Origin of the sequence: Paracoccus zhouxuedongae, from assembly GCF_041927815.1 — a bacterium.
Classification (GTDB): Bacteria; Pseudomonadota; Alphaproteobacteria; order Rhodobacterales; family Rhodobacteraceae; genus Paracoccus.
This window is the reverse complement of the sequence record NZ_JBHFHM010000002.1, coordinates 65,376-82,531: the sequence shown is the minus strand read 5'-3', so window position 1 is coordinate 82,531 and position 17,156 is coordinate 65,376. Positions and strand designations below refer to the sequence as shown.

Genomic DNA, 17,156 nt, shown 5'->3' with positions numbered 1-17,156 from the left:
CCACTTCTTAACCATTCGTCACGCAGGATGGCCAAAGCGGCGCGCCAAGTAAAGCCGCGACAAGGGGGCCAAGGGTGAGCGGAACCATTCTGATTATCGACGACGTTGCAACCAACCGCATCGTGCTGAAGGTCCGGCTGGTCAAAGCCTGTTATCAGGTGATGTCGGTGGCCAGCCTTGCCGACGGGATCGAGGCTGCGCGGATGATCCGGCCCGATGTGATCCTGCTGGGGCTTGGCTCGGCCTCGGGTCTGGGGGCACTGGCGCGGCTGGCGCAGGATGCGGCAACGGCGGGTCTGCCGGTGATCGCCCTGACCGGGGCCGAGGCCGCGGCGCTGCGTGCCCAGGCGATCCGGGCGGGGGCCATCGATGCCCTGTCGCGCCCGGTGGATGAGGGGCGCCTGCTCGCCCGGCTGCGGCAGCTGATGCGGGAACGGCTGCAAGGCACGCCCAGCCAGGCGCTGGAACCGGTTGGCCTGGCCGAAGGCGCCGCTCCGTATGAGGCCCCGCCGCGCCCCGCGCAGGTCACGCTGATCTGGGGCGACCGGGCGCAGGCGGTCAGCTGGAAACACGCACTGACCGGGCGCATGTCGGCGGTGCCTCGCATCACATCGGCCGAGACGGCTCTGCTGGAGGCCGGTTCGGATGCGGTGGCCGATGTCTATCTGATTGCCGCCGACCTCGCCCAGCCGGGCGACGGGCTGCGGCTGATGGCGGATCTGCGCGCCCGCCCCGGCACGCGCGATGCGGCGATCTGCATTGTCACCGCATCGGCCCAGGTCGCGGCGGATGCGCTGGATCGCGGCGCCGATGAGGTGCTGTGGCCCGACCTCGCCAGCCCCGCCACGTTGGATGAGGTCGAGGCGCGGCTGCGCGCCTGCCTGCGCCGCCGTGCCGCCGATCAGGCCAGCCGCGACCGGCTGGCGGCGCAGTTGCGCGACGCGGTAACCGACCCGCTGACCGGGCTTGCCAATCGCCGCGTGGCGCAGGCGCAGCTGGCCCGTATCGCGGCCGAGGCGGCGGCCATCGGTCATCCCTACGCGGTGCTGGTGATCGACCTCGACCGCTTCAAGACGATCAATGACAGCTTCGGCCATGCGGCGGGCGACGCCGTGCTGGCGGGCAGCGCCGACTGCCTGTCGCGCCTCGTGCCGCGCGGCGCGCTGATGGCACGTCTTGGCGGTGAGGAGTTCGTGGCCCTGCTGCCGCGCTGCGACCGCGCCGATGCAGTGGCCCTGGCCCAGGCGATGCGCGACGATCTGGCGGCGGCAGCGCTGCGCATTCCATCCAGTGCCGGGCCCGGCCTGCCCGCGACGGTGCAGTTGACGGCCTCGGTCGGCGTCGCCATCGGCCAACCGGGTGAGGATGGCACCACTGTCCTGAACCGGGCCGATCGCGCGCTGCTGGCCTCCAAGGCCGCCGGGCGGAACCGTGTCACCCTGGCGGTGCTACGCGCGCCCGAGCCTGTGGCACCCCGCCCGCCTGCCGTTCCAGCGCATGAAGACAGGGTGCGCGCTTTTGGTTAACTGGAAAACGTTGGATCGAGGCCGTCACCGGGTCGGTCAGCATCTTGCGGCATGGGCGATGCTGGCGTCGCGCGATGACCTGGACATGGCGACGGCAGCCGGACCCAGCGGCTGACCTGGCACCATGCAGATGGATGCGAATGCGGCTCCCCGGCGTCTGCCGCGACGAAGCACCGTTTATCACGCCGCTGACCGCGCGCCGAAGTCATGTGACGCAGTGCACGCGCGTCAAGATGATGCAGACACCAGGGGTAGCGAGGCCGCCGCAGCGCAAGACCCCTTGCCGACCCGGTGCGGCTATCGGTCGTCCTGGCGATTGCCATGATCGGCCGCGCCAGATCGCCCCCGCAGATCGCGCAACCGTGTGAGGCCAGACACGCTGTGGTCGGATTCCCCAGCCGGCCCCATGCACCGAACATCGCGACGCCACATGGACCGTGGCAGGCTCGCCGCACGGGTGACGGGTCGCGTTGAGGGGACGCCAGCTTTGACCGGTGCTTCAATCGTCATGTGGTGGCAAAACTGCCAACACCCCCGCATGGCATCCCTGCGCGCGCTGTCACGCAGACCCGATGTCCCGAAACCGGGCACCGCGCGGTCGGTCTGTTTCGATGCTCAAGCACGCCTTGCCTGCTGGTGCTTCGCGCGCCCCGCAACGAATGGCACGTCAGGGCCGAAGGCCGCGACAAGCGCCCCATCGGGTATCCGGCCCGTTTTGCGCCTGCCTAGGGTGACCTCCATCGCTGCGTTCATCGCCGCCCGCAGACTAACGGCGCTTGCGATCCTTGTGGCGTTCGGCGGCGGCCTCCATGCGATCGGCAAGGGCCTTGCGCTCGCCCGGCGACATGGAATCCAGTCGCTCCAGCACCAGGCGGCTGCCCAGATCCAGCCGCGCAGCGGCGCGGGACCGGATTTGGCCAAGCAGCCCGACGATCGCCTCGCGGTCCCAGGGTTCGGCACGCAGCGCGGCAATCAGCGCCGCCTGCTCGGCGCGGGCCGTCCGCATCACCTCGCGCATGCTCAGCCCCTCATGCGCGGCACGCTCGCGGATCGCCTTGCGATCGTCATCGGTCAGCGCCGGGGTAAAGGCGCCCAGGTTGACCTCACCCAGCGGCGGCGGCGGGTGGTGCAGGCGGCCAGTCAGCCCGCCGACGACGATCCCCGCCACCAGCAAGTTCACCGCCAGCGACACAATCAGCGCCAGCCGCATCCACAGCGGCGCGCGGGCCCTGGTCCGGGGCGGGGTCTGGGTCATGGTGTCACCTCGGCGTCCTCGGACAGGGCAATGACAAAGCTGTCGGCCTCGGGCAGCAGCGTCAAGGCGGTGTCGGATTCGGTTTCAAACAGCAGCGGCGCGGCCTGCCCCAGCCAGCTTGCGCCGCTGATCGCGCCCGACAGACCGATGCCGAAGCCGATGACGGCCGCCGTCACCAGCCCGCCCGCCGCCTGCCCGAAGGGCGCGCGCAGCCAAGCGCGCCAGCCGCCACCGTCGGCCGCCCGGCGTGCAGGCACCGGCGCCGGCTGGGCAAGGATGGCATCGGCATCCGCCATCACGCGGCGAAGGTAAGCCTTTGGCGCGGCCGGGGTCTGGTCGCGCAGATCGTCGAACAGCGCCGCCAGCGCAGCTTCGTCCTGGGGGTGCAATCTGTCAGTCGTCATCGCCATATCCGATCTCGGCCCGCCGTCCAGCCAAAGCCGCCACCAATCCGCGCTTGCCGCGCGCTACAAGACTTTCCACCGCCTCGACCCCGATCCCCATGATCTCGGCGATCTCGGGGTTGGGCAGGCCCTCAAGATGGCGCAGCACCACCGCCTGACGCTGCCGCACGGGCAGCAGATCCAGCGCAGCTTGCAGGGCGGCGGCGCGGGCTGCCTGGTCCATCGCTTCGCCCGGCCCCGGTGCGGTCGAGACCGGCTCGGGCGCGTCCTCCAGCGGCAGCGCGCGGCGCTTGCGCAGGCGATCGGTCGCCAGATTGCTGACCACACGATAAAGCCAGGTGCTGACGCGCGCCTCGCCATTGCGCCATTCCGGCGCGATCCGCCACAACCGCAGCATCGCCTCTTGCGCGACATCCTCGGCCTCGGCGGGATCGCGCAACAGGCGCTGCGCCACCCGCAGCGCGACCGGCGCCAGCCGCGCCGTCAGATGCCGCGCCGCGTCACGATCACCGCGCGCGAACAGCAGCATCAGCGCCTCATCCGGGGCGTTATTCAGCGGCGTGGCATCCAAAAGACAGTTTCCGCGCGGGTTCCCATTGATCCGGGGCTACCGCGAAAGGGGTCGCCCCGCAAGCGCCCGGCCCCAGGTCAGGGCCGGGCGCGCGGTCGTTTACTGCATCGCTGCCGGCGGCTGCATCACTGCCGGCGGCGGCGCCAGATCCGAGGGAACCGCCGGGGCCTGCCCACCGCGCGGACCATGGTGGCCACCCTTGCCGTGATGCCCCCCTTTGCCGCGCTTACCCCGCTCGGCCATCTTGGCCTTGGCGGCGTCGAACTCGGCCTGGCTGACGGCACCGTCACCATCGGAGTCCATCCGCTTGATCATCTTGGCGGCACGCGCCGGATCATGGGCGGCCTGCATCTCGGCAACGCTGACGCGGCCATCCTTGTCGGTGTCCATCTTGGCCAGACGCTCGGTCATCCGATCGGTCATGCGGGCGGCCTTGTCGGCGGGAATCCCGGCGGTGGTCCATTTGGCCATCAGCTCCTCGACAGTGATGAAGCCGTCCTTGTCGGTGTCCAGCGCCGCGATCCGGGCGTTATGGGCCGCGACCATTTCATCCGCGGTGATCTTGCCGTCGCCATTGGCATCCAGCGTGGCGAAATCGGGCATCATCCGGTCCATGCCGCCCTTGGCCAGCGCCGGAACCGAGGCAAGCCCCAGTGCCGCCACGACCGCCGCACCCATCAGACCATGTTTCATCGTCAGTTTCATCGTATTCCCTTTCAACTCTTGACCCTGGGCAGCCATGCCGCCCGTGATGCCTGACAAACGCCGCGGGCGGGGCCTTCCGTCGGCGCTGTCGGTCACGACCTTTCACGAAAGCGCGACCGCATCCCCCTTTCCCCGGCAGGGATTTGCCGCGATAGTCACCACAAAGGGAGACGCCGAATGACGCAAACCGAACCCACCGATCGCCCGCTTGGCCCCGCGCTGCGCCGTGGATGGTCGCGCCGCTGCCCGGCCTGCGGGACCGGCGCGCTGATGCAGGGCTATCTGGGGGTGCGCGATCACTGCCCCGATTGCGACACAGCGCTGCATCACCACCGTGCCGATGACGGGCCGGCCTATCTGACGATCCTGATCGTCGGGCATCTGATGGCGCCCCTGATCCTGTGGGCCTTTGTCACCTTTCGGCCGCAACCCCTGGTGCTGGCGGGGGTGTTCACCGTGGGCTGCGTTGTGCTGTCGCTCTATCTGCTGCCGCGGCTGAAGGGGGCGATGGTCGGCTATCAATGGGCCAAACGGATGCATGGCTTTGACACCAGCCCCGGGCGCGACCCCGCATGACCGATATCCCGATCCGTGACGCTGCCACCATCCTGCTGGTCCGCCGCGATGTCGCGGGCGGCGCCGTGCTGATGGGGCAGCGCGGCGCGGGTGCGGCCTTCATGCCGTCGAAATTCGTGTTTCCGGGCGGGGCGGTCGATGCGGGTGATGCCGATGTGCCGCTGGCCGCGCCCCTGCCCGACGCCTGCGCGGCGCGCCTGACCGGGGCGCCCGGCCCCGCCACCCTGGCCGCCGCCGCGATCCGCGAATTGCATGAGGAAACCGGCCTGGCCCTGGGTCGCCCCGGCACCTGGCCCACCACGCCGCCCGACGACTGGCACGATTTTGCCGAACGCGGCCTGATCCCCGACGCCAGCGCCCTGCGCTTTGTGTTCCGCGCCATCACCCCGCCCGGCCGTCCGCGCCGCTTTGACGCGCGGTTCTTTCTGGCCGATGCCGCTGCGCTGCACGGCGACCCCGAGGATTTCAGCCGCGCCTGTGATGAACTCTCGCATCTGCATTGGGTGCCGCTGGATCAGGCCCGCGCCCTGAACCTGCCGTTCATCACCGAGGTCGTCCTGGCCGAGGTCGCAGCCCAGGTCAATGCCGCCGGAACCGGCCCGCTGACCTGCCCGGACTTCGTGCCCTTCTTTGACAATTCCGGGCCTCAATCGGTATTTCGCCATATCATTTAGGCCCAACGATTGACGAAATCGGGCTTTACCGCTCGGTCAGCTTCAACTCGATCCGGCGGTTCGCGGCGCGCGCCTTGGGGCTGGAGTTGGGCTGCGCGGGGCGCGTGTCGCCAAAGCCTGTCGCCGCCAGCCGGTCGGCCGGAAAGCCCAGATCCTGCGTCAGATAGCGCACGACAGCCAAGGCGCGGGCCTGGCTCAGCTCCCAGTTATCGCGATAACGGCCCAGGCCGGACAAGGGCTGGTCATCGGTGTGGCCGTCGACGCGGATCACCCAGTCGATTTCGGGCGGGATGGTGGCCGATACCTCGGTCAGCATCTGCGCGACCTGCGCCACCTGATCGCGCCCGGCGGGCGACAGATCGGCGGCGCCCGGCTGGAACAGCACGTTGGAATCGAACACGAAGCGGTCACCCACCACCTTGACGCCCGGCCGCCCGGCCAGGATCTGCGACAGCCGCCCAAAGAACTCGGACCGATAGCGGGCCAGATCGCGCGCTTCGGCCTCGGCCTTCTTGCGCGCCGCCTCCTCCAGCGCGGCGCGGGCGGTTTCGGCCTGGGTCTTGGCCAGCAGCGCCGCATTCAGCCGCTGCCCCAGATCCTGCACTTCAAGTGCCTGCGCGGCCTCGGCTTCGGTTTTCAGATCCAGCGCCGACTGCACCGTGGCCAGTTTGCCGCGCAGATCGGCGATCTGGGCGTTCAGCAGCGCCACCTTGCGCGCCTCATCGGCGGTCAGCGCCTTTTCCTGGGCGATCGCGGCCTCGGCAGCGGCCAGCAGCGCGGCTTTCTGATCCACCTCGCCCGCTTTGGCGGCTGCGTCGGCCTCGATCCTGGCTTTGGCCGCTTCTGCGGCAGCCAACAGGGTCAGCGTCTCCTCGGCGCGCTTGCGGCTTTCCTCAAGCGATAGGGTCATCGCGGTCAGTTCGGTTTCCGCACCGGCGAGCTTCTGCCGCAACGCCTCGGCGGCGGCGGCATCGGCCAGGCGCGCGGCCTCGGCATCCGACAGGCGGGTCTGCACCTGCGCCAGTTCTGCCGCGCCTGCTTGACCCTTGGCTTGCAAATCGGCCACCAGCGCCTCCAGCGCCTCGCGCCGGGCGGCGGCCAGACGCGCGGCCTCGGCGGCGGCGTCGATTTCGCTGCGCGCCCCGGTCAAGGCGGCCTCCTGCGCGCGCAGGGCCTCGGCCAGGCGGGCGGCCTCGGCGGCACGGTCGGCAGCGGCCTGCTGGCTGGCGGTCAGTTCCGAGGTCAGGCTGGCCGTCTGATCCTTTTCAACCGACAGCGCATCCGACAGCCCGGCAATGTCGCGCGTCAGCCGGTCAAGCTGGCTGTCCTGCGCGGTGATGCGGTCACGCAGAACCGATTGCACGACGGTGAAGATCGTCAGCACAAAGGTCAGCACCATCAGCAGCGTGGCCAAGGCGTCGACAAAGCCCGGCCAGATATTCGTGTGCAGCCGCCCGGCGCCGCGCCGACCCAGTGCCATCTAGCCCTCCCGGTCGCCGGGCATCGGCGCGCCTGCGGCCCGGCCAAGCGCCCGCAGCGCCAGCGTCAACTGCCTGATCTCGCTGCGCATTTCCTGGCTTGTCTCTTGCCGGCCCGCTGCCAGTTCCTCGACCAGACGCAACAATTGCACGTCGATCGACCGCAGCCGCATCCGGCTTTCGGCATCTTCGGGCAGGGCGGCCGGGCTGCGCTGTTGCAGGTCGATGACATCGGTCAGGCGCTCTTGCGCCTCGGCGATGCGGGTCAGAAGCGCGGGCGCCGCGGCCCCCTGTTCGGCGCCCTGATCCAGCCGATGCGTCAGCCGGTCCAGCCCCTGCGCCATCTCGCCCAGCCGCGATTCAAGCGTGGAACGGCCGACCTCGGCATGGGCGTAGTAATCCTGCAAGGCCTCCATTTGCAGGGCCATCTGATCCAGCACGCCGACGATGGTGGCATGGTCCAGCGCCTCACCGCCCTCGCCCGCAACCGACAGCTTGGTGAAGGAGGTCATCCATTCCTCAAGCTCGCGGTAGAAGCGGTTCTGGCCGTGGGTCACGAACAGTTCCAGCAGCCCCACCACCAGCGACCCCGCCAGACCCAGCAGCGAGGATGAGAACGCGGTGCCCATGCCGCCCAACTGCGCCTCAAGCCCGGTCATCAACTGGTCGAACACCTCCATCCCCGACTGGCCGTCCTGCGGCTTAAGCGCGCGGATGGTATCGACGACCGCCGGAACGGTCGTCGCCAGCCCGTAGAACGTGCCGAGAAGCCCCAGGAAGATCAGCAGGTTGGACAGATAGCGGGTGATATCGCGGGCCTCGTCGATGCGGGTGGCCACGCTGTCCAGGATCGAGGCCGACGCGCTGGAGGAAATCGCCATCGCCCGCCGTTCGCCCAAAAGCGCGGCCAGCGGCGCCAGCATCGGCGGCGCCTGCCCGGTCGCGGCCTTGGCCCCGCCGCGGCGTTGGCGGGCGAAACTTTCGATCCAGCGGACCGACGTCATCAGTTGCGCGACCTGCCAGAAACAGGCCAGCACGCCCAGCACGAACACCGCCAGGATCGCCCCGTTCAACCAGGGATTTGCCTGAAAGATCGGATAGATGCGGGCATAGGCCGCCCATCCGCCGGCGACGACCAGCCCCAGCACGACCAGCATCATCGTGACCTGCCGCAGCGGCTGCGAGAATGACATGCGCAGATCGGCAGCCCCCGGCAGTGGGCGCGGGTCGGCCGTCAGACGGTTCGGGTTGACAGTGTCGCTGGCGGTGTTGCTGGCGGGCGGGTCTGAAACACTCGGGTCGTCAGCGCGGGTCATCGCGGCCTGTTCCTTCGCGGCTGTTCATGCGCCGCGCGGGTCGGGCCGCCGCAGCGTGGGCAGCATGGCAGGCCGCCCGGCGCTTGCCAAGCCCGTAGCGTGACCCGCGCCAAAGGTCGGGTCAGGCTGGCCGCAGAGCGCGGACGCGGGCGCAAAGATCGTCCATCTGCGGATCGGCCAGCCCCAGATCGCCCAAATGCGCGGCGGTGTTATACAGATAATCCGCATTCGGCCCGCGCCCGCCGACCGCCTGGGCAATGATCCGCGCCTGATCGTCCAGGGGCAGCCCACCCTGATATTGTTCATGTGCCGGATCAATGACATAGGTCACCGCCGTCAGCCGTCGCCCATCGGCCAGATCGACCGGCAGCCAGCGTTCCAGATAGGCCGAGGTCACCAGTTCGCGCGCCCTCAGCGCCTCCAGAATGCCATCGGCCTGATCCTTGGGGGCGCGAAAGGCCACGCCGTCGCAGACCGCCGCCCGGTCGGCATCCAGCGCCAGCACCAGCCCCGGCGCTTCGGGCCTGCCGCGATGCACCCAGGACGACAGGCAAAACGACCGCCGCCAGCCCGATAGCCGCGCCAGCACCCGCTCTGCCGGGTCAAAACCCGGATCCCAGATCAGCGAGCCATAGCCGAAGATCCACAGATCGCCATCCGGTCGCAGCGTCATGATCGCACCCCTCGTCACCTTTGGACTGTCACTGGCAGCCCTACCCCGGCCTGTGTAAAAGGGGCGGCATCCAAGGAAAAGCTGGAAACGCCCATGCGACTGTTGCGCCGATTGACGATCCTGATCAGCCTGCTGGCGGTGCTGGCCGCCGGGCTGTGGCTGGCGGCGGCGACGCTGGCCGAACGCGGTCTGCGGGCCGCCCTGACCGCGCCGGACAGCGTGCTGAGTGCGGCGGACGTGCAGGGCACTGGCTTTCCCGGCCCGCTGCACCTGCGGCTGGATCGCCCCGTTCTGACCGATCCGAATGGCACCTGGGTCTGGACGGCGCCCACGGCGGACGTCTCGGTCAGCCTGCCCGCACGGGCGCGGCTGAATCTGCCGCGCGATCAGGTGATCATGCTCGGCGGCGCCGCGATCCCGCTGCGGGCCGAAGCGATGCGCGCCGATCTGACCCTGGCCCCACGCCCCGACCTGCGGCTGCGCCGCGTCGCGCTGCATGGGCAGGCGATCCGGCTGGGCGGGGCCGATCAGCCACTGGCGCAGGCCGCCCAGATCGACGCGGACCTGACCCAGGGCCGGGGCGAGCCCGTCTCTGATCTGACGCTGGCCCTGCGCGATGTCACCCTGCCCCCGGCGTTGACGGCGCTGCTGCCGGATGCCAGCCTGCCCGCGGCGGTGTCCTCGCTGGATGGCGTGGCGCGGCTGCATCTGGACCGGCCGCTTGACCGGCAGGCGGGCAATGGCGCGCCGCTGCGGCTGATGGCCGTCGAACTGATGGCGGCGCGGCTGGAATGGGGTCCGCTAAGCGTCAGCGCCGAAGGGCGGATCGCCGCCGACGCCCAGGGCCAGGCCGAGGGCCGGGTGATGCTGCGCCTGACCGGCTGGCGGGCGCTGCTGCCGTTGCTCAGCGCCAGCGGCGCGGTGCGCCCGCAGCTTTTGCCGACCGTCGAAAACGCCCTGACCCGGCTTGAGACGACGCCGCCCGAGGGCGGCCCGCCGCGCCTTGATCTGCCGTTGATCCTGGCCAATGGCCGCGCCAGCCTCGGCCCGCTACCGCTGGGACCGGCCCCGCAGTTCTGGGTTGCGGATCACTTGCAGTAAGGCCCGCTGCGATATTGCGCGACGTCGAGATGCAGATGGTCGTGGTGATAGGCATCCGAACCTGGCCCCAGCACCGTGCCGAAGGTGCCGCAGGCGCCGCCGCGCATCTGCTTCAACACCCGCGCCGCGCGCCCGAAAAAGCCCCAGTCGCCTTCCACCGTGACGCGGGTGCCGTCGCCGGTGACAAAGCCGGAAATATCGATGGCCTTGCCCAACCCATGTTCCGACATCCGCGCCCCCGCCTGCCGGTTGCGCCCCCGGCAGGCGTAGGAGGCCGCGACCGTCAGCTCTGCCAGCCCGCCCCGGCTGCCGCCCACGGCGGGGATGGCGGTGTCGACGGTCCATTGCTCCAGCGCGCGGACGGTCTGGCAATCCAGCGTGGCGGGCTGCGACAGGCGCACCCCCGCGACCGAGGTGATGCGCACCGGGTTGGCGATCCCACAGGCCCCCTGCTGGATCGGGGCGATGCGTTCACCGATCACGCTGCGGGTGCCGCAGATGCCATTGCCGATCGCCGGCGCGCCGGTGCCGACATGCCGCCCGCCAAAGCCGCAGGCCCCAATCGCCGCCAGCATCCCTGCCAGAAACCAGATCTTGCGCATGTCAGTCCTTTTCCGCCGTTTGCCCGGCCTTGCCCGACCGGCCAAAATCTGGCGCGGCGGTATCCTGCCCGGCTTCGATGATGCCACGGCGGATGGCGCGGGTGCGCGTGAAATAATCGTGAAGATGCGAACCATCGCCCATGCGGATGGCCCGCTGAAGCACGAACAGCTCCTCGGTAAAGCGGCCGAGGATGTCCAGCACCGCATCCTTGTTGGTCATGAACACGTCGCGCCACATCACCGGGTCGCTGGCGGCGATCCGGGTGAAGTCGCGGAAACCGGCGGCCGAGAACTTGATGACCTCGGATTCGGTGACCCGGCGCAGATGGTCGGCCACGCCGACCATCGTATAGGCGATCAGGTGCGGCACATGGCTGGTGACCGACAGCACCAGATCGTGATGGTCGGCCTCCATCGTTTCGACATGCGCGCCCATGCCTGCAATCAGCCGGGTCAGCCGGTCGACCTCGAGTTGCGGCACCTCGGGGGTCGGGGTCAGCAGCCACCAGCGGTTGACGAACAGCGTGGCAAACCCGGCGCGCGGCCCGGAATGTTCGGTCCCCGCCAAAGGGTGACCGGGGATGAAATGCACGCCCTGCGGCACATGCGGGCCGACCGCCTCGATCACCGCCTGCTTGACCGAACCGACATCGGTGATGACCGCGCCCGGTTTCAGATGCGGGGCGATCTCGGCCATGACGTCGCCCATCGCCCCGACCGGCACCGCCAGCACCACAAGATCGGCCCCGGCGACAGCCTCGGCGGCGGTGTCGAGCACATCGCACAGGTCGATCTCGCGCGCGGTGGCGCGGGTCTCGGGGCTGCGCGCATAGCCGGTGATGGCGCGCGCAAGCCCCCGGTCGCGCATCGCATGGGCCATCGACCCAGCGATCAGGCCAAGCCCGATCAGCGCCACCCGGTCATAGATCGGCGCCGTCATCGCGCACCGGCCTTGAACTGGCCGATGGCATGGGCGACGCGGCGGCAACTGGCCTCATCACCGATGGTGATGCGCAGGCAGTTGGGCAGGTTGTAACCCGCCACCCGCCGCACGATCAGCCCTTCGGATTTCAGGTATTCGTCGCAGGCCACCGCCTCTTTCACATCGGCAAAGCGCGCCAGGATGAAGTTCGCGCATGAGGTATCCGAGGGCACGCCCTTTTCCGCCAAAGCCTCGGCCAGCCAGGCACGCATCCGGGCATTGTCGGCGCGGCAGCGGGCGACGTAATCCTGATCACGGACGGCGGCCTCGGCGGTGTCCAGCGCGGCATTGGACAGGTTGAACGGGCCGCGAATGCGGTTCAGCACGTCAATGATCGCGCGCGGGCCATAGCCCCAGCCGACCCGCAATCCGCCCAGACCATAGATCTTGGAAAACGTCCGCGTCATCACCACGTTCGGCAGCCGCGTGGCCAGATCGGCACCGCCATCATAGCCTTCGACATATTCCGCATAGGCGCCGTCGATCACCAGAATGGCCTGCGGCGGCAGGCCCTCGGCCAGCCGCGCCATCTCGGCGGCGCAGATCATCGTGCCGGTCGGGTTGTTGGGATTGGCGATGAACACCAGCCGCGTGCGATCCGTCGCCGCCGCCAGCAGCGCATCGACATCGGTGGTGCGGTCGCGTTCGGCCACCTGCACCGGGGTCGCCCCGGCGGCATGGGCACTGACGCGATACATCAGAAAGCCGTGTTCGGTGAACAGCACCTCATCCCCCGGCCCGGCATAGGCCTGGCACAGAAAGTGGATGATCTCATCGCTGCCGACGCCGCAGATGATGCGGTCGGGATCAAGGCCATGCACCTCGCCGATGGCCTGACGCAGCCGCGCGTGATCGGTCGAGGGATAGCGATGCAGGCTGTGAACCGCGCGACCAAAGGCTTCGCGCGCGGCATCGCTGGCGCCAAAGGGGTTCTCGTTCGACGACAGCTTGATTGCATCGCTGCGCCCCGCCACATGCGCCGCGCCACCCTGGTACAGCTCGATGTCAAGGATACCGGGCTGGGGGACGATCTCGGGACGGCTGGCTTCGTTCATGTCGGTCACTCCGCTGACCGGGCCGTTCTAGCGGGTCGGCCCGCCAAGCGAAAGGCCCGCCGTCGCCACCGGCGCGGCAATGAAAAAGGCCGCACCCTGCGGCGCGGCCTTTCCCGAAACGATGCGGCGAAGATCAGTTCTTCGCGTAGTATTCGACGACCAGGTTCGGTTCCATCACCACCGCATAGGGCACGTCGCCCAGGGCCGGGGTGCGCACGAAGGTCGCGGTCATCTTGTTGTGGTCGACTTCCAGGTAATCCGGCACGTCACGCTCGGTCAGGGCGACGGCTTCCAGCACGATGGCCAGCTGGCGCGACTTGTCACGAACGGCGATCACGTCGCCTTCCTTGACGCGGTAGGAGGCGATGTTCACGCGCTGACCGTTCACGGTGACATGGCCGTGGTTCACGAACTGGCGCGCGGCAAAGATGGTCGGCACGAACTTGGCGCGATAGACCACGGCATCCAGACGACGCTCCAGCAGACCAACCAGCATCTCGCCGGTATCGCCGCGCAGACGCTCGGCCTCTGCATAGATGCGGCGGAACTGCTTTTCGGTCAGATCGCCGTAATAGCCCTTCAGCTTCTGCTTGGCGCGCAGCTGGGTGCCAAAGTCCGACAGCTTGTTCTTGCGGCGCTGGCCGTGCTGGCCGGGGCCGTATTCACGCTTGTTGACGGGCGACTTGCCGCGACCCCAGATGTTTTCGCCCATGCGGCGGTCGATTTTGTACTTGGCAGCGGTGCGTTTGGTCATCGCTGATCTCCTTCTGACGATGTGAAGGGCGTTGTCCTTTCCCCGGATGGGGCGACAGGCTTCCCCTTGCGGGGTCCACCAACACCAATGGAAGCCGCGCTTATAGCCAGCGGGGGACCAGAGTCAACACCGCCCCCCTTGCTTCTTGGCCCAAATATCCGCGGGCGCGCGGCTTGGCTGCGCCAAGGCGCAATGGGGGCAGCCAGCCGCCCCCAACGACGGCCCGGATCAGGCCTTGTCGTCGGCCTTCGCAGCCTTCTTGCGCGCGGGCTTGGCGGCGGCGGTGGCTCCACCTGCCTCAAGCACGGCGATGCGCGCCAACAAGGCGGCGTTTTCCTCGCGCGCTTTCACGGCCATTTCGCGCACCGCGTCGAACTCGTCACGGGTGACAAGATTGCGTTCGGCCAGCCAGCGGTCGAACCAGCCCTTGACGGCGTTACCGGCCTCGTCGCGGGCGCCCTGGGCCACGCCCATGGCATTGGTCATCAGCTTGGACATGTCGTCGAAAAACTTGTTCGGGGTCTGCATCGCGGCTTCCTTGATGGTTCGGGTCACGCCCGCCTGTGGCCAGACTGACCCATCACTTTCGCCCTATATGGGCGCCCCGCCCCACCCCTGCAAGGTTGACTTCGCCCCCGGCCCGCGCCATCCCGCAAGCGCACATCCCGCCCTGACAGGACCGTCCGATGATCGCCGCCCTTGCCCAAGCCAGCACCGTCACCGCCGCCGGCATCGCCTTTCCCGACATCCGCCCCGAGATCTTCACCCTGCCCATCGCGGGGTTCGAGTTCTCGCTGCGGTGGTATGCCCTGGCCTATATCGCCGGGCTGTTGCTGGGCTGGTGGATCATCACCACGCTGATGCGCCGCCCGGCCCTGTGGGGCGGTCGTGCGCCGATGACCCCGGCGCAGGTCGAGGAATTGCTGACCGCCGTGGTGCTGGGCGTGGTGATCGGCGGGCGGCTGGGCTTCGTGCTGTTCTACAACCGCGATTATTACCTGGCGAACCCGCTGGACATCGTGAAGGTGTGGCAGGGCGGCATGTCCTTTCACGGCGGTTTCCTGGGCGTCGTGCTGGCGGCGTTCTGGTTCGCCGGGCGGCACGGCATCGACCGGCTGCGGCTGGCCGACGCACTTGCCGTCGCCACCCCGGCGGGGCTGTTCTTCGGCCGCATCGCCAATTTCATCAACGCGGAACTGTGGGGACGCCCCACCACCAGCCCCTTCGGCGTGATCTTCCCCGGCGAGGCCGCGCAATTCTGCCCCGGCTTTCCCAGCCCCTGCGCCCGCCACCCCAGCCAACTCTATGAGGCCGGGCTTGAGGGGCTGGCGCTTGGCCTTGTGATCTGGATCCTGGTGCGGGCGGGCGCGCTGATGCGCCCCGGCCTGATCCTGGGCACCTTCCTGACCGGCTACGGCCTTGCCCGCTTCGTGGTCGAGTTCGTGCGCCAGGCCGATGCGCAGTTCATCACCCCTGACAACCCGTTGGGGCATGTGCTGGACGTTGCGGGCTTCGGCCTGTCCATGGGGCAATTGCTGTCGCTGCCGATGATCGTGCTGGGGCTGTGGTTCATCGGCACCGCCCCCCGCCGGCCACTGACGGCCTGACGCAGGATGACGCCGCTCGCCCGCCTGCTGGCCGACCGCATCCGGGCCGAGGGGCCGCTGAGCCTTGCCGATTACATGGCCGATTGCCTGCTGCATCCCAAGCACGGCTATTACGCGACACGCGATCCCTTTGGCCGGGCGGGCGATTTCATCACCGCGCCGGAAATCAGCCAGATGTTCGGCGAATTGGTGGGGCTGGCGCTTGCCCAGGCCTGGCTGGATGCCGGATCGCCCCACCCGTTCCTGCTGGTCGAGATCGGGCCGGGGCGTGGGACGCTGATGGCCGACGCCTGGCGCGCCACCCGTGCGGTGCCGGGCTTTCACGCCGCCGCCCGGCTGTGGCTGATCGAGGCATCGCCGCATCTGCGCGGGGTGCAGGCGCGAGCCCTGTCCGGTGTCGCGGTCGATTGGGCCGAGGCGCTGGACGAGCTGCCCGAAGCTGGCCCCCTGTTCCTGATCGGAAATGAGTTTCTGGACGCCCTGCCCATCCGCCAGTTCACCCGGCAAGGCGCGGGCTGGGCGGAAACCCGTGTCGGACTGACCGCCGATGGCACCGCCCTGACCCTTGGCCGCGCCGCGCCGCAGCCGGTCGCGGCGCTCGATCACCGGCTGGACGACACCCACCCCGGCCAGATCGTCGAGATCTGCCCGGCAGCCGAGGCCGCCGCCGCCACCATCGCCGCCCGCATCGCCGCGCAGGGCGGGCTGGCGCTGCTGATCGACTATGGCGATGCGCAATCGCTGGGCGACACGTTTCAGGCGCTGCGCGGCCATCAGTCGGTCGATCCCCTGGCTGAACCGGGCCTTGCCGATCTGACCGCGCATGTGGCCTTTGAACCGCTGGCCCGCGCCGCCCGCGCCGCCGGGGCCGACGCGACCGGCCCCGTCCCGCAGGGGCTGTGGCTGGAACGGCTGGGCGTCACCGCCCGCGCCCAGGCCCTTGCCACAAGGCTGACCGGCACCGCCCGCGACAGCCACATCGCCGCCCATCGCCGCTTGACCCATCCGGGTGAAATGGGCCAGTTGTTCAAGGTGCTGGCGATCCACCGCCCCGGCATCATTCCGCCGGGCCTTGCAGGGGACATCCGATGATTCAGGTGCCGCTTGATGCGCTGACCTCTGCCCTTCTGGGCGACATCCCGCATGGGTTTTTCACCCGCAAGGGCGGCAATTCCTCGGGCGTGTTCGCGGGGCTGAACTGCGGGCATGGATCATCCGATCAAACCGACAGCGTGACGATGAACCGCGACCGGGTGGCGCAGGCGATGGGTGTCGCACCCGACCGGCTGATCGGCGTGCATCAGGTGCATTCCGCCGATGTCGTCACCATCGACGCGGATTATCTGACCCATCCGCCCGCCGACAAGCCGCGCGCCGATGCGCTGGTGACCGCGCTGCCCGGTGTCGCGCTGTCTGTGCTGACCGCCGATTGCATGCCGGTGCTGTTTGCCGATCCGCAGGCCGGGGTGATCGGCGCGGCACATGCCGGTTGGCGCGGCGCGCTGGATGGCGTTCTGGACAACACCCTGACCGCGATGGAGGCCCTGGGCGCCGCCCGCCCCCGCATCCACGCCGTCGTCGGCCCCTGCATCAGCCAACGCGCCTATGAGGTGGCCGACGATTTCATGGATCGTTTCCTGGCCGAAGACCCTGATTTCGCGCGGTTCTTTTCCGGCGGCCCCTCGGACCGGCCCTGGTTCGACCTGGCCGGTTTCGGCCTTGACCGGCTGCGCGCGGCGGGCGTGGGCCAGGCCGAATGGACGCGGCATTGCACCTATGGCGATGCCGACCAATTCTATTCCTACCGCCGCGCCACGCATCGCGGCGAACCCGATTACGGCCGCCTGATCTCGGCCATCCGCCTGTAGAAAGGGTCC

Annotated in this window: 19 protein-coding genes; 7 read left to right on the top strand and 12 right to left on the bottom strand. The window is 69.1% G+C overall.

What is annotated here, in order from left to right:
- Window positions 1–74: 74 nt before the first annotated feature.
- Entirely contained in the window at window positions 75–1,526 is a 1,452-nt protein-coding gene (locus ACEYYA_RS03390; RefSeq protein WP_374797589.1) for a diguanylate cyclase domain-containing protein, read from the top strand.
- Window positions 1,527–2,292: 766 nt separating this feature from the next.
- Here ACEYYA_RS03390 and ACEYYA_RS03385 read toward each other — a convergent pair.
- The 4 genes from ACEYYA_RS03385 to ACEYYA_RS03370 form a co-directional block, all read right to left on the bottom strand.
- Window positions 2,293–2,781: a periplasmic heavy metal sensor gene (locus ACEYYA_RS03385; RefSeq protein WP_374797587.1), complete on the bottom strand. Its 489-nt coding sequence runs from the start codon at window positions 2,779–2,781 to the stop codon at window positions 2,293–2,295.
- Window positions 2,778–3,185, bottom strand: a complete 408-nt coding sequence (locus ACEYYA_RS03380; RefSeq protein WP_374797585.1) for a hypothetical protein — start codon at window positions 3,183–3,185, stop codon at window positions 2,778–2,780. The genes ACEYYA_RS03385 and ACEYYA_RS03380 overlap by 4 nt, the downstream gene beginning before the upstream one ends.
- A complete protein-coding gene (locus ACEYYA_RS03375; protein ID WP_374797583.1) occupies window positions 3,175–3,756 on the bottom strand; it encodes an RNA polymerase sigma factor in 582 nt (193 codons plus the stop codon). Before ACEYYA_RS03375 ends, ACEYYA_RS03380 begins: the two co-directional genes overlap by 11 nt.
- Before the next feature lie 99 nt (window positions 3,757–3,855).
- A complete protein-coding gene (locus tag ACEYYA_RS03370; RefSeq protein ID WP_374797581.1) occupies window positions 3,856–4,461 on the bottom strand; it encodes an EF-hand domain-containing protein in 606 nt (201 codons plus the stop codon).
- 177 nt (window positions 4,462–4,638) lie between these two features.
- Between ACEYYA_RS03370 and ACEYYA_RS03365 the strand changes: the two genes are divergently transcribed.
- Both ACEYYA_RS03365 and ACEYYA_RS03360 read left to right on the top strand, forming a co-directional pair.
- Window positions 4,639–5,037 carry a DUF983 domain-containing protein gene (locus tag ACEYYA_RS03365; protein WP_374797579.1) on the top strand — a complete coding sequence of 133 codons (399 nt, stop codon included), beginning with the start codon at window positions 4,639–4,641 and terminating at the stop codon, window positions 5,035–5,037.
- Window positions 5,034–5,711 carry an NUDIX hydrolase gene (locus ACEYYA_RS03360; RefSeq protein ID WP_374797577.1) on the top strand — a complete coding sequence of 226 codons (678 nt, stop codon included), beginning with the start codon at window positions 5,034–5,036 and terminating at the stop codon, window positions 5,709–5,711. The genes ACEYYA_RS03365 and ACEYYA_RS03360 overlap by 4 nt, the downstream gene beginning before the upstream one ends.
- 25 nt (window positions 5,712–5,736) lie before the next feature.
- Here ACEYYA_RS03360 and ACEYYA_RS03355 read toward each other — a convergent pair whose 3' ends face one another.
- The 3 genes from ACEYYA_RS03355 to ACEYYA_RS03345 form a co-directional block, all read right to left on the bottom strand.
- Window positions 5,737–7,191 (bottom strand): peptidoglycan -binding protein, encoded by a 1,455-nt coding sequence (locus tag ACEYYA_RS03355; RefSeq protein ID WP_374797575.1) that lies wholly within the window; start codon window positions 7,189–7,191, stop codon window positions 5,737–5,739.
- Complete coding sequence (locus ACEYYA_RS03350; protein ID WP_374798103.1) at window positions 7,192–8,382, bottom strand: biopolymer transporter ExbB; 1,191 nt, start codon at window positions 8,380–8,382, stop codon at window positions 7,192–7,194.
- 244 nt (window positions 8,383–8,626) lie between these two features.
- On the bottom strand, window positions 8,627–9,178 hold the full coding sequence (locus ACEYYA_RS03345) for a gamma-glutamylcyclotransferase (protein WP_374797573.1): 552 nt from the start codon (window positions 9,176–9,178) through the stop codon (window positions 8,627–8,629).
- A gap of 93 nt (window positions 9,179–9,271) precedes the next feature.
- Between ACEYYA_RS03345 and ACEYYA_RS03340 the strand changes: the two genes are divergently transcribed.
- Window positions 9,272–10,279, top strand: a complete 1,008-nt coding sequence (locus ACEYYA_RS03340) for a DUF2125 domain-containing protein (protein WP_374797571.1) — start codon at window positions 9,272–9,274, stop codon at window positions 10,277–10,279.
- Here ACEYYA_RS03340 and ACEYYA_RS03335 read toward each other — a convergent pair.
- The 5 genes from ACEYYA_RS03335 to ACEYYA_RS03315 all read right to left on the bottom strand — a co-directional run bounded on the left by ACEYYA_RS03335 (window position 10,267) and on the right by ACEYYA_RS03315 (window position 14,200).
- Window positions 10,267–10,881 (bottom strand): extensin-like domain-containing protein, encoded by a 615-nt coding sequence (locus ACEYYA_RS03335; protein ID WP_374797569.1) that lies wholly within the window; start codon window positions 10,879–10,881, stop codon window positions 10,267–10,269. The genes ACEYYA_RS03340 and ACEYYA_RS03335 overlap by 13 nt on opposite strands.
- 1 nt (window position 10,882) lies before the next feature.
- Window positions 10,883–11,821, bottom strand: coding sequence for a prephenate/arogenate dehydrogenase family protein (locus ACEYYA_RS03330; RefSeq protein ID WP_374797567.1), 939 nt, complete (start codon window positions 11,819–11,821; stop codon window positions 10,883–10,885).
- Window positions 11,818–12,918, bottom strand: a complete 1,101-nt coding sequence (gene hisC, locus ACEYYA_RS03325) for a histidinol-phosphate transaminase (RefSeq protein WP_374798101.1) — start codon at window positions 12,916–12,918, stop codon at window positions 11,818–11,820. The genes ACEYYA_RS03330 and hisC overlap by 4 nt, the downstream gene beginning before the upstream one ends.
- Window positions 12,919–13,051: 133 nt before the next feature.
- Complete coding sequence (gene rpsD, locus ACEYYA_RS03320) at window positions 13,052–13,672, bottom strand: 30S ribosomal protein S4 (protein ID WP_374797565.1); 621 nt, start codon at window positions 13,670–13,672, stop codon at window positions 13,052–13,054.
- A 228-nt stretch (window positions 13,673–13,900) separates the two neighbouring features.
- Window positions 13,901–14,200 (bottom strand): accessory factor UbiK family protein, encoded by a 300-nt coding sequence (locus ACEYYA_RS03315; RefSeq protein WP_374797563.1) that lies wholly within the window; start codon window positions 14,198–14,200, stop codon window positions 13,901–13,903.
- 158 nt (window positions 14,201–14,358) lie between these two features.
- Between ACEYYA_RS03315 and lgt the strand changes: the two genes are divergently transcribed.
- The 3 genes from lgt to pgeF are packed head-to-tail and all read left to right on the top strand — an operon-like array spanning window position 14,359 to window position 17,147.
- Window positions 14,359–15,279 carry a prolipoprotein diacylglyceryl transferase gene (gene lgt, locus ACEYYA_RS03310; protein WP_374797561.1) on the top strand — a complete coding sequence of 307 codons (921 nt, stop codon included), beginning with the start codon at window positions 14,359–14,361 and terminating at the stop codon, window positions 15,277–15,279.
- Between the two features lie 6 nt (window positions 15,280–15,285).
- The gene (locus ACEYYA_RS03305; protein WP_374797559.1) at window positions 15,286–16,371 is read left to right on the top strand and encodes a class I SAM-dependent methyltransferase; all 1,086 of its coding nucleotides are present in this window, start codon (window positions 15,286–15,288) and stop codon (window positions 16,369–16,371) included.
- The gene (gene pgeF / locus ACEYYA_RS03300; protein WP_374797557.1) at window positions 16,368–17,147 is read left to right on the top strand and encodes a peptidoglycan editing factor PgeF; all 780 of its coding nucleotides are present in this window, start codon (window positions 16,368–16,370) and stop codon (window positions 17,145–17,147) included. The genes ACEYYA_RS03305 and pgeF overlap by 4 nt, the downstream gene beginning before the upstream one ends.
- Window positions 17,148–17,156 lie beyond the last annotated feature (9 nt).